Here is a 370-nt window from a genome sequence, read left to right as displayed (position 1 = left end):
CGGGAATTGGGGGAACCGGCCATAGGCCTGCGCGAGATCCGCGTAGTCCAGCCTGCCATGCGGTGTCGTCACCGTCCGCCCCGGCATTTCGCGAAAGAATGGGAAATGCAGGAAATGGCTGAGATGGAAATGGATGATATCGAAATCGTCGGCCCGCTTCCGCACCTCGTCGAGCATCGACAGATGCGCGGCGATCTCCGATTTCAATGGTCTGGGATCGAGACGAAGCGCCCGCTCGCGGCAGGCGACAAGCCTGGCGGAGGTTCTGGCATCGCCGCTGGCAAACAGCGTCACGTCGTGGCCGAGATCGACCAACGCCTCGACGAGATAGGAAATGATGCGTTCCGTGCCGCCGTAAAGCCTTGGCGGC

At 61.9% G+C, this 370-nt stretch carries 1 protein-coding gene; it reads right to left on the bottom strand.

Annotated features, from left to right (window positions below; translation table 11 throughout):
* Window positions 1-370: glycosyltransferase (locus EN807_RS33225; RefSeq protein ID WP_135937995.1), on the bottom strand; the 370-nt coding region annotated here is incomplete at both ends.

It is taken from the genome of Mesorhizobium sp. M5C.F.Ca.ET.164.01.1.1 (assembly GCF_004792125.1).
Taxonomy (GTDB): domain Bacteria; phylum Pseudomonadota; class Alphaproteobacteria; order Rhizobiales; family Rhizobiaceae; genus Mesorhizobium; species Mesorhizobium wenxiniae.
This window is presented reverse-complemented; position numbering and strand designations above follow the sequence as displayed.